Origin of the sequence: Plantactinospora alkalitolerans (genome assembly GCF_015690345.1) — a bacterium.
In the GTDB taxonomy this organism is placed as follows: Bacteria; Actinomycetota; Actinomycetes; order Mycobacteriales; family Micromonosporaceae; genus Plantactinospora; species Plantactinospora alkalitolerans.
In genome coordinates this window covers 1-10,882 of the sequence record NZ_JADPUN010000096.1, presented here as the reverse complement: position 1 = coordinate 10,882, position 10,882 = coordinate 1, and the positions used below count along the sequence as shown (strand labels likewise).

Annotated in this window: 9 protein-coding genes; 4 read left to right on the top strand and 5 right to left on the bottom strand. The window is 71.3% G+C overall.

The genetic code is table 11. The features are described from left to right. The coding region (locus tag I0C86_RS07920) for a sensor histidine kinase (protein ID WP_196200558.1) at positions 1-2,026 on the bottom strand (2,026 nt) is incomplete at its 3' end. Between the two features lie 431 nt (positions 2,027-2,457). On the opposite strand from I0C86_RS07920, the gene I0C86_RS07915 reads away from it, so the two are divergent. Beyond that, positions 2,458-3,153 carry a GNAT family N-acetyltransferase gene (locus tag I0C86_RS07915; RefSeq protein WP_196200557.1) on the top strand — a complete coding sequence of 232 codons (696 nt, stop codon included), beginning with the start codon at positions 2,458-2,460 and terminating at the stop codon, positions 3,151-3,153. A 233-nt stretch (positions 3,154-3,386) separates the two neighbouring features. On the opposite strand, the gene I0C86_RS07910 is transcribed toward I0C86_RS07915, so the two are convergent. From I0C86_RS07910 to I0C86_RS07895, 4 genes are all read right to left on the bottom strand, one after another. After that, complete coding sequence (locus I0C86_RS07910; protein ID WP_196200556.1) at positions 3,387-4,136, bottom strand: TetR/AcrR family transcriptional regulator; 750 nt, start codon at positions 4,134-4,136, stop codon at positions 3,387-3,389. After that, positions 4,099-4,551 carry a thiol-disulfide oxidoreductase DCC family protein gene (locus I0C86_RS07905; RefSeq protein ID WP_196200555.1) on the bottom strand — a complete coding sequence of 151 codons (453 nt, stop codon included), beginning with the start codon at positions 4,549-4,551 and terminating at the stop codon, positions 4,099-4,101. Before I0C86_RS07905 ends, I0C86_RS07910 begins: the two co-directional genes overlap by 38 nt. Beyond that, positions 4,548-5,090 carry a hypothetical protein gene (locus tag I0C86_RS07900; protein ID WP_196200554.1) on the bottom strand — a complete coding sequence of 181 codons (543 nt, stop codon included), beginning with the start codon at positions 5,088-5,090 and terminating at the stop codon, positions 4,548-4,550. Before I0C86_RS07900 ends, I0C86_RS07905 begins: the two co-directional genes overlap by 4 nt. 193 nt (positions 5,091-5,283) lie before the next feature. After that, positions 5,284-6,735, bottom strand: a complete 1,452-nt coding sequence (locus I0C86_RS07895; protein WP_196200553.1) for a glycoside hydrolase family 3 protein — start codon at positions 6,733-6,735, stop codon at positions 5,284-5,286. Between the two features lie 175 nt (positions 6,736-6,910). On the opposite strand from I0C86_RS07895, the gene I0C86_RS07890 reads away from it, so the two are divergent. The 3 genes from I0C86_RS07890 to I0C86_RS07880 form a co-directional block, all read left to right on the top strand. Further along, complete coding sequence (locus I0C86_RS07890) at positions 6,911-8,086, top strand: ROK family transcriptional regulator (protein WP_196200552.1); 1,176 nt, start codon at positions 6,911-6,913, stop codon at positions 8,084-8,086. Between the two features lie 264 nt (positions 8,087-8,350). Beyond that, positions 8,351-9,958: a golvesin C-terminal-like domain-containing protein gene (locus I0C86_RS45400; RefSeq protein ID WP_196200551.1), complete on the top strand. Its 1,608-nt coding sequence runs from the start codon at positions 8,351-8,353 to the stop codon at positions 9,956-9,958. Between the two features lie 65 nt (positions 9,959-10,023). Next, the coding region (locus tag I0C86_RS07880) for an ABC transporter ATP-binding protein (protein ID WP_407676276.1) at positions 10,024-10,882 on the top strand (859 nt) is incomplete at its 3' end.

The window sequence follows — 10,882 nt, the reverse complement described above, 5'->3', positions numbered from 1 at the left end:
ATCCGAGGGGCGGCCCGCCCCTCGGATCGCGGGACCGACCCCGGTACGCCGGGCGGCTCTCCGGATCGCCGTGCTCGGACAGGCGCCGGGCATCGCCACCGACCGTGCTGGCAGCCAACTGCTGGCCCGTCGACGAACCCGCCGGCTCGCCGTCGGCCGTACGTTCGGTGATCAGGTTCAGCGGGATGAGGACCACGGCGGTGGTGCCGCCGTACGGGGATTCCTTCAGCCGGATCCGCACACCGTGTCGCTGCGCGAGCCGGCTGACCACGAACAGGCCGAGTTGGGCCGTGGCGGAGAGGGCGAATTCCGGGTTGCTGGCGATCCGGTCGTTGGCGTTCGCCCGGTCCTCCGGGGTCATGCCCAGGCCCCGGTCCTCGATCTCGACCGCGTAGCCGTTGGCGACCAGTTGGCCGCTGACCTGGACGCCGGTGTGCGGCGGTGAGAAGGACAGCCCGTTCTCGATCAGCTCGGCGAGCAGGTGGATGACGTCGCCGACCGCCCGCCCGGCGAGGTCCACCGGTCCGACCGGCAGCACCGTCACCCGGGTGTAGTCCTCGACCTCGGCCGCCGCCCCGCGCAACACGTCGACCATGGGTACGTTCCGACGCCAGGCTCGGCCGGCGGTCGAGCCGGAGAGCACGATCAGGTTTTCGGCGTTGCGCCTCATCCGGGTGGCCAGGTGGTCGACCCGGAACAGGTCCTCCAGTTCCTCCGGGGCGCGCTCGCGCCGCTCCATCGTGTCGAGCAGGGTGAGCTGCCGGTGCAGCAGCGCCTGGGTGCGCCGGGCCAGGCTGAGGAAGATGTCCCGGACGCTGCGGCGCAGTTCGGCCTGCCCGACAGCGGTCCGCAGCGCGGTCTCCTGTGCCGCGTTGAACGCCTGCGCCACCTGCCCGATCTCGTCCCGTCCAACCTGGAGCGGTGGCGCCTCGGACTCGATGTCCACCGTCTCACCCCGGCCGAGCCGGGCGACCAGGTCGGGCAGGCGGTCGTTGGCGAGCGTGAGGGCTGCCTGGCGGAGCCGCTCGAGCTGCCGCACCAGTGACCGCGCGGCGTTCACCGAGATGATGACGGCGATCAGACCGAGCACGGCGGCGATCAGCACCCGGACGATGACCCAGATCGCGACCGGGATGGCCTGGGCGACCACCACCTCGCCACCGGCGAGAACTATCTCCAGCAACTCCGCCGATGCCGGGTCCACCACCCTGCGCCAGTCGTCGGCCGAGACCGGCAGCCGGCCGCCGGGCCGGGCGCTCATCACGATCTGGTCCTCGGTGGTCAGCAGCCGCGAGTTGGCGCCCTGCTGGACGACCTGGTCGTAGCGGGTCCGCTCGGTGTCGGGCAGGTCGGCGGCGGCCGTGCCGGCCAGCAGGCGCCGCGCGCCCACGAGCTGGACGAACTGCGCGTGTTCCACTGGAGTGATCCGCCCGGCCGCGAAGGTACCGGCGAGCAGTGCGTCCTCCTGGGCGATCAACTCGCGTACCTGGTTGAGGCTGATCAGCGTGGCCGCGTACCGGTCGATCTCTCCTCCGTCGAGGTCACCGAGCACGTCGTAGATCCGGAAGATCTGCCGGATGGTCTCGGTGAAGGCCGCCGCCGTGGCCGTACGGTCGATCCGGCGGGCGTCGACCTGCTCCCGTACGGTGGTCAGCCCGTCCAACGCGGTGAGGGTCTGTGCGATCCGCCGGTCCAACTCGTCGCTGCCGGCGAATCTGGCCCAGCGGTCCTGCGCCGTCTTCCGGAAGCTCGCCGCGTCGGCCTGTGCCTTCTGTCGTTCGGCCTCGAGGGTGGTCCGGGCCGGTGCCGTCGGGCTGCCGAGGTGTGCCAGCGAGAGCCGGCGTTCCGCCTGGAGGTTCAGCACGAGGGTTTCGGTCGGGGCGTAGACCCGTGCCTCCAGGGTCTGCACCCAGACCAGGTTCAACCCGTCGCGGAGCGTGACCCATGCGCCGAAGGCCCAGAGCGCGGTCAGGGTGGCCAGCAGAGCGACGACCTTGGTACGCAGACTCGAACTACGGAAGCCCATTGCACCGTCCCGTAACGGTCGAAGGCGATCATCGGCATTCGCCAGGTAGTGGCGTCGCGGCATGCCTGGGTGCTCATGCACGATCGTCGAGTACCCGGCGCACGCTAGCAGTGCCCCGGTCCGCCCCTCAACCCCGCTTTTGCGCGGAGATCGGTGGTTTCCGCCCGCCTCGGCGGGATGGCCTGCCGCTTGTCTCTTCCCAATGGATCATGGCAGTTTGTCCACCATGGAGTAAAACACTTCCGTCGGGCAATCCGGCCGGTGGCGACCCGACTGTTGTCCGGTGGACGCGGCGTGAGCATACATCGAGAAGCATCGTCACCAGGTATCGGTAGCGTCCGTGGCCGGGTCCGGAGAGGTGCATTCTCTCTGGTATCGGTTGACTGAGTAGCCTTTGTCGAGACGGAAAGAGTCGATCAGGAGCGGGGCGGATGCTCGACCGACGGCTGCACCACCATCTGGTGACCTGGCTGGGGCAGTGGCCGGCCGGGACCGCACTGGACGTCGTGGGTTCCGAACGTCGGGTCCAGCCGGGCTGGGACGGCGAACCGCATCCGGTGATCGCGATCGGCAACCGTGGCGGCATCGTGCTCTCGGTGTCGCCGGCCCGGACCGCCGCCGTACGGGCGCTCGGTCACCTGGCGATAGCGGACCTGCTGCCCGAACTGCCCGCTGTGCTGGGCCTGCCGGCCTGGTCGGGCTACCGGGCCGTCTTCCGGTACACGCTCGCGCCGACCCCGTCACCGGACAGCGGCGAGTGGATCGACGCAGACGATCCGGCGGTACCAGGCTGGCTCCGGCCGTTCGGTGGGCAGGTGCTGGTGGTCCGCGACTCCGACGGGCGCTACCTCGCCGGGGTCGGCATCAAGCGCCACGACGGGTACGGGCACGAACTGGCCGTCGGCACCGAGCCGGCCGCCCGGGGGCGGGGACTGGCCCGGCGGCTCGTCGCCCAGGCGGCCCGGCGGGTGCTGGACGAGGGGGCGGTGCCGACCTACCTGCACGCCCCGGACAACGTCGCCTCCGCCCGGGTGGCCCGGGCCGCCGGGTTCGCCGAGCGGGGCTGGTCCGCCTACGGCCTGTCCAGACCGGAGCCGCCTCCCGCCGCCTCCGCCGGCCCGGCCTGACGCTGAGCCGCGGACCGTGGACCCTCGCCGGGGTCCACGGTCCGCGTCCTCTCCCAGGCCGAGATCCGGGCGGCGACGTCTCCGGGCGGCGGCGCCACCAGCACTGGTAACGCTACGTATCTCCGCCCTTGCCGACAAGCGTGCGGGTGCCTCGTCCAAATTGGCCGTTTGGTGGATTTGACCCATTGATGATCGCGATAGGTGGTCCCGACGCCGGATCCGTCGGGGCATCTCTAGTGACGCAGAGTTTTGATCAACTGCATGGTCTGCGCGGTTATCGGTCGCAGCACCCGGAGCCGGGAGAGGGCCACCAGTCGATCGATGAGTGGGACGGCTCCGTCGATCAGCAGGCGTGTCTTCGTCTGGCCCGGCGAGCGGTCGTGCACCCAGTAGAGGATCACCCCGAGGTACGCCAGCCAGAGCAGTTCCGGCAGGTCCGGACGGAGTTCCGGGTCGACCTTCGCCCTGGAACCCTCCAGCACCTCGCTGAACAGCCCGATCGCGTCGGATCGGGCCTCGGACGACTGCACCGAGAACGGACTCAACGGTGACGTCGGTTCGGCGGCGGTCTTGAAGAAGGTGGCGGCGAAGGCATGGGACGGGCCGAGTACGTCGATCCCGGCGTGCAGCACCGCGCGCAGCCGCGCGGCGAAGTCGGTTTCCGCCGCGAGAGGGGCGGCCGCCCTGGCCAGGTGTTCGGCCTGGGTACGTCGGTAGAACTCCTGGATCAGGTGCTCCTTCGACTCGAAGTAGTAGTAGGCGTTGCCCACCGCCACCCCGGCCTCCTTGGCGATGGCCCGCATCGTCGTCTGGGCGTACCCGCGCTCGCGGAACAGTCGCAGTGCGGTCTCCAGGATGAGTTGTCGGGTCTGCTCGCCCCGCGCCCGGGTCGGCTCGGCCGCACCGACGGCCGACTCCGCCCCACGGGCCGCTGCTGTCGGTGGCTCACCCGCAGCGGTCGTCGGCGCAGTCTGGTCGCTCATCCTGGCTACGGTATCCCGGGCCGGAGGTCTGCTCCCGGAGCGCCGCCGTCGCGGCGATCACCCGTCGGGCCACCGGCAGCAGGTGCGGCCGGGCCAACCGGTCGGCCAGTCCCCGGTACCCGTGCAGGGCCCAGAGGCAGGCCAGCCAGGCGCCGTCTCCGACGTACACCTCGCCGGTGTCGGCGATGACGGTGATGTCCCGCAGGGTCGCCGCGTGATCCAGGCCCGGGAACCGCTGCCGGGCCGCCGCCGACCCGGCCGGCACGAAGTGCAGCGGTACGAGGTGCGGACGCGACTCCAGCCAGCGCCGCGCGGCTCGGCACACCGGGCAGTGCTGGTCGTACAGCACGGTGAGCGAGCCGATCCCACCGGCCCCGTGCCCGGTGGGATCGGCGGCGTGTGGATCGCCCGTCATGGCCCTGAGGGAGGGCCGGAGCGTCCGGGCGGGGCGGTCGGCGGCTGGTTGCCGGTTGGTGGCGCCGACTGCCCGCCACCGGGTGCCATCCCCGGGTACCCGGTCGGACCCATCGCCTGCTGACCGGCCATGGCTCCGACCGGTGCGGCCATCGGCAGCCGGCCGGCGGGTGGCAGCGGAGGGCGGGCGGCGAGCTGGCGCTGTCGTCCACGCCGGTAGCGGTTCAGTGCGAAGACGTTGAAGAAGTGCAGCGCCCCGAGTACGAGCAGCACCAGACCGATCTTCTTGGACAGTTCCTCCATGGCCTGGCTCACCGTGTGCACCCCGCCGTCGTGCTTCATCGCGACCGACACGTAGCCGAGGTTGAGCAGGTAGAAGCCGACCACCAGCAGGCTGTTGACGGCACGGGCGAGCCGGTTGTCCTCGAACACCTCCTCGAGGAAGACCAGGCCGTTGCGGGATAGCGTGCTGGCCACCCAGACGGTGAGTCCGATGCTGATGACCAGGTAGACGGCGTACATCCAAACTTTGGTCTCCACCGCTCACGTCCTTTCTGAACGTGTTCAAGTTGCGGTCGAGCTGAGCGTAGGACAGACCTTGAACACGTTCAAGAGACGTCGGTCACGCCGTTACCACATAGGACGGTCGGTACGGTCCGGCCCGGCGCCGGCAGGGTGCCTGCCCCGGCGCCGCTCCGCCGTGCGGCAGGTGCCGGGTCAGGAAGTCAGAAAGTCAGGAGGTCAGGCCGAGGAGTTCGGCGGCGGCCCGGCCGTTGGCGTGGCTGGCGCCGTACGTCGTGACGAAGGCCCGTACGCCGCTCGGGCGCCACCGCGACGGCCAGCCCATCTCGACCACGGTCACCGGATGGCTTCCGGCCAGGGTCTCGACCAGTTCGGGTCCGCCCGGCAACCGGTGCAGGTGCCGCCCTACCAGCACGATCGGCCGTCCGGCAGCCCGTGAACGCAGCGTCTCGGCGTCGGTCTCGGCGGCCACGACCCCGAGCTGTTCGGCGCTGCCCAGATGTGGCCCGAGCCCCCACGGAACCCGCCCCTCGGCGATGGTCGAGGAGGCGAAGAGCTGTACGACGAGGGGGGTGTCGAGCGCGGAAAGGACTCCCTCGACCTGGACCGCGCGCCGCGCGGCGGCGTACCCGAGGTCTGTGCCGGTCGCCCGGACCGGTGCGGCGACCCGGGCCCAGGCGGCGAGTGCCGCGGTCCGTTCGGCGGCCTGCTCGACCCGGGTCGGGTCGAGGCGGCCGTCGCGGAGCGCGGCCACGATTTCGGCGACCACCAGCTCGACCAGGTCGGCGTCGACCCGGGCACCGATGCAGAGCAGGTCGGCGCCGCCGGCCAGGGCCCGGACGGCCGCCGGAGCGATTCCGCCGGCGGCCACCGCGGCGCCCTTCATCTCCAGTGCGTCGGTCAACACGACGCCGGCGAAGCCGTACTCGCCGCGGAGCAGGTCGACCAGGACGGCGCGGCTGAACGTGGCCGGGGCGTCGCCGGTGAGCGCGGGTACCCGGATGTGTGCGGTCATGATCGCCCTGGTGCCGGCGCCGATCGCCGCCGCGAAGGGCGGCAGGTCGCGTTCCCGCAGCAGGTCCAGGGGTACGTCCACGGTGGGCAGTTCGAGGTGCGAGTCGGCGATGGTGGCACCGTGTCCGGGGAAGTGTTTCGCGCAGGCGGCCACCCCGGCGGCCTGTAGCCCTTCGACGGCGGCCCCGGCGTGCGCGGCGACCCGGTGCGGGTCGGCCCCGAACGCCCGGGTGCCGATGATCGGGTTGTCGTCGGCGGTGTTGACGTCGACGGTGGGCGCGAGGTCGACGTTGACGCCGACGGCCGCGAGTTCGTTGCCGATCGCGTGGTAGACCCGCCGGGTCAGCGCGATGTCGTGTACGGCGCCGAGGGCGGCGTTGCCGGGATACGGGCTGCCGGTGGCGTGCGCCAGTCGGGTGACGTCGCCGCCCTCCTCGTCGATCGCGACGAGTACGTCCGGTCGGGCCTCGCGCAGCGCGGCGGTGGCGGCGGCGACCTGGTCCGGATGGTCGACGTTCCGGCCGAACAGGGTGTGTCCGGCCAGCCCCTCGGCGGTCAGGTCGAGCGCCCAACCGGGTGGTGCGGTGCCCGGGAACGCGGCCAGTAGCGTGCCCAGCGCCAGCCGGCGAAGTCCTGGATCGGAAGGCACGTTTCCCCCTTCGGCGCTTTTCCCGGTCCGAGTGTCGCACCGGGGCGGACCGTCTCGCGGCCAACCGGTACCGGATCGGCTTAGCACTGCGGACTCGCCGGCCTATTACGCTACGGCTTACTCCGCTGAAGGTTAGCCTAGCTATTAAGAAAGTTTCTTAAACAAGGGATACTGCATGGCCAGCACCCGGCTACCTGGTACACCTCGCCTGCTTCGCGCGCTCAACGACCGGGCGGCGCTGGAGCTGCTGCTCACGCGAGGACCGCTCACCCGCGCGCAGCTGGGTGAGCTGACCGGGCTGTCCAAGGTCACCGCCTCCCAGTTGGTGGAACGGCTGGAAGAGCGCGGTCTGGTGACCCGGGTCGGCGAGCAGGCTGGCGGACGCGGCCCCAACGCGCAGCTCTACGCCGTCCGGCCGGGAACCGCGCACGTGGTCGGCGTCGACGTCGGGCCGGACCGGGTGGTCGCGGCCTGTGCCGACATCACCGGCGAGGTGATCGGCCGGGTCGAGCAGTCCACCAGGGACACCGACGATCCGGTGGGCGTCGTGCACAACGCGGTGGTACGGGCGGCGAGCGAGGCGCACGCCCAGCTGAGCACCGTACGACGGGTGGTGCTCGGCACGCCCGGCCTGGTCGACCCGGCCACCGGGGACATCACCTTCGCCTTCAACCTGCCGCGCTGGCACCGGGGCCTGCTGGCCGCGCTGCGGGAGGACCTGCACACGCCGGTGGTCTTCGAGAACGACGTCAACCTCGCCGCGGTCGCCGAGGCGGAGTCCGGTGCGGCCCGGGGAGTGGACGACTTCGTACTCGTCTGGCTGGGGGTCGGCATCGGTCTGGCCATCGTGCTGAACGGTCGGCTGCACCACGGCAGTACCGGCGCGGCCGGCGAGATCGGCTATCTGCCGGTACCCGGAGCGCCCATCCCGCGGGACGCCTCCCGGCGGGCGAAGCCGGCGTTCGGTCAGCTGGCCGGCTCCGACGCTGTCCGGGCGGTGGCCCGGGAACACGGCTTCCGGTCCGCCTCGGCGGCGGACGCACTCCGGGCCGCGATCGGGGCGGGTACGGCCGGCGGCCCGGTGCTCGACGAGGTCGCCCGGCGGCTCGCGCTCGGGGTCGCCAGCAGTTGTGTGGTGCTGGACCCGCCGCTGGTGGTACTGGCCGGCGAGGTCGGTCAGGCCGGCGGCACCGCGCTGGCCGAACGGGTGCAGCACGAGGTCGCCGCCATCACGCTCGTCACCCCCCGGGTGGTACCCACCGAGTTGACCGAGGAACCGGTGTTGCGCGGTGCCCTCCGGGTCGCGCTGGACGCGGTCCGCGACGAGGTGTTCGGCTCGACACTGAGCTGACCCGACGCCCGACGGCCGAGCTGCCCCGACATCCGACGGCCGAGCTGCCCCGACGCCCGGCGGCCGGGCTGATCTGGCGATCGTGCGCTGCGCCGAGCCGGGCCCGGTCCGGGCGCGCGGTCCCTCTCGACGGCCGGTCATGTAGATATCTTTCATTAACCGTCAGTTCAATGGAAGGTCTCGACATAGACGAACTTGAGGCTATACGGTACGGCCACCCGGCGTCCCCCATCCGGGACGCCGACCCTCTGGGGAGGAGTGACGGTGACCGTTCGGTACCCCCAACCGCGCCCGAGCCACCTGCTCGGCGCCACCCTGATCGTGTCCCTCGCCATCAGCCTGACCAGTCAACCCGCACTGGCCGGACAACTGCGCCCAGCCGACCTGCCGGCCGGCGCCGACGCCGTGACCGGTGCACCCGCCGAGGCCGGAGTTCTCGCCCGAGCCTTCGACACGGCGGCAACCCGGTACGGCGTACCACGTGACCTGCTCGTCGCGCTCGGCTACTCGGAGACCCGCCTCGACGGCCACGCCGGAGCGCCGAGCGCGTCCGGCGGCTACGGCGTCATGCATCTCACCAGCAACCCGAAGCTGCGCACCCTGGACGAGGCCGCCGCGCTGACCGGCCTCGACCGGGACACGCTGCGCACCGACTCCAGCGCCAACGTCACCGGGGCCGCCGCCGTGCTGCGGTCGTACGCCGACGCCGCCGGGTTCACTGCCACGCAGCGGGCCGACGTCAACCAGTGGTACGGCCAGGTCGTCCGGTACGGCGGAGCCAGCACCCCGGCCGTCGCCCGGCTCTACGCCGACACCGTCTACGACCTGATCGGCACCGGCATCGACGCCGGCACCGCGGACGGACCGGTGCGGACCACGCCCCACAAGGTCGCCCCGAACCGGGGTGCCCTGGCCGGCGTCGCCCCGCTCGGCAGCTCCGACGGGGTCGGCATCATGAGCACGGACTACGGTCCCGCCGCCTGGGCGCCGGCGCACTCGGCCAACTACACGGTCTCCAGCCGTGAGTCGTCGTACCCGATCAACTACGTGGTCATCCACGTGACCCAGGGGTCGTACGCCGGCTCGATCAGCTGGTTCCAGAACCCGGCCTCGCAGGTCAGCGCGCACTACACGATCCGCTCCTCGGACGGCGCGGTGACCCAGTCCGTACGGGAGAAGGACGTCGCCTGGCACGCCGGCAACTGGACCTACAACACCCAGTCGATCGGCATCGAGCACGAGGGCTACGTCGCCCAGGCGTCCTGGTTCACCGACGCCATGTACCGCTCCTCGGCCGCGCTGACCCGGCACCTCTGCGACCGGTACGGCATCCCCAAGGAGCGGTCCCGGATCATCGGCCACAGCCAGGTCCCCGGTGCCACCCACACCGACCCGGGATCACACTGGAACTGGACCTACTACATGCAGTTGGTCACCGGTACGACCACTCCGCCGCCCACCGGCTGGACGACCACCGTGGACAACAGCACGTCGGGCCGGTTCACCGCGAGTGCGAACTGGGGCACCTCGACGTACTCGTCGCAGAAGAACGGGGTCGACTACCGGTTCGCCGACCCGGTGGAGTCGAGCGACCCCGCCTGGTACAAGGTGAACATCCCGGAGACCGCCAGCTACCGGGTGGAGGCGTGGTACCCGGACGACCCGGGTTACAACAGCTCCGCGCCGTACATCATCGTCACCCCGAGCGGTAACCAGACGGTCTACGTCGACCAACGCTCCGGCGGCGGCGCCTGGCGCACCCTCGGCACCTTCACCCTGGCGGCGGGCGACGCCAACAAGGTGGGCGTGAGCCGCTGGACCGGCGGCACCGGCCTGGTGATCGCCGACGCCATCCGGATCAGCCGAGTCTGACCTGTAAGGAAGGGCCCCTTCTTATCGTTTTCTGTATAAGAAGGGGCCCTTCCTAACGCCTCAGGCTGGCTGGCTCGGACGGCGCTCGCGGAAGGCGCGGCGCTGCGTGGTTGGATGGGTGCGTGCGTGATGATCCGGTTTCCGTCGCCGCCGATGCCGGCCCACTCCAAGCATCCGACCCGGAGGCGGTGATCGACCTCAACAGGGTCGGCGTGCTGCGTTCCGGCACCGCACTGCTGCACGACGTGACGTGGCGGGTGCGACCGGAGGAGCGGTGGGTGGTGCTCGGGCCGAACGGCGCGGGCAAGACGACGTTGCTCAATCTGGCGTCCGGGCGACTGCATCCGACCACGGGGATGGTGCACGCGCTCGGCGAGCGGATCGGGCGTACCGACCTGGCCGAGCTGCGTACCCGGATCGGGTTGACCACCGCGGCGCTGGCCGAGCGGATCCCGGCCGACGAGCGGGTCCGGGACGTGGTGCTGACAGCGGCCTGGTCGGTGGTCGGCCGGTGGCGGGAGCAGTACGACGAGATGGACGAGGCGCGGGCCCGGAGCCTGCTCGCCCAGCTCGGTGTCGTGTCGTTGGCCGATCGTCGCTACGGGACGCTGTCGGAGGGCGAGCGCAAGCGGACCCAGATCGCCAGGGCCTTGATGACCGACCCGGAGCTGCTGCTGCTCGACGAGCCGGCGGCCGGGCTGGACCTGGGTGGTCGCGAGGACCTGGTGGCCCGGCTCGCGGGGCTGGCCCAGGACCCGGACGCGCCGGCTCTGGTGCTGGTCACCCATCACGTCGAGGAGATCCCGCCGGGCTTCACCCACGCCCTGCTGCTGCGTGAGGGCGGCATCGTGGCACAGGGGCAGCTCACCGAGACGGTCACCGGCGAGTACCTCCCCAAGACCTTCCTGTCTCTTATAAACATCT

Excerpts from the sequence above, each read along its gene's own strand:
- I0C86_RS07915 (WP_196200557.1), top strand. The coding sequence starts at position 2,458 with ATGCTCGACCGACGGCTGCACCACCATCTGGTGACCTGGCTGGGGCAG.
- I0C86_RS07890 (WP_196200552.1), top strand. The coding sequence starts at position 6,911 with ATGGCCAGCACCCGGCTACCTGGTACACCTCGCCTGCTTCGCGCGCTC.
- I0C86_RS07910 (WP_196200556.1), bottom strand. The coding sequence starts at position 4,136 with ATGAGCGACCAGACTGCGCCGACGACCGCTGCGGGTGAGCCACCGACA.
- I0C86_RS07905 (WP_196200555.1), bottom strand. The coding sequence starts at position 4,551 with ATGACGGGCGATCCACACGCCGCCGATCCCACCGGGCACGGGGCCGGT.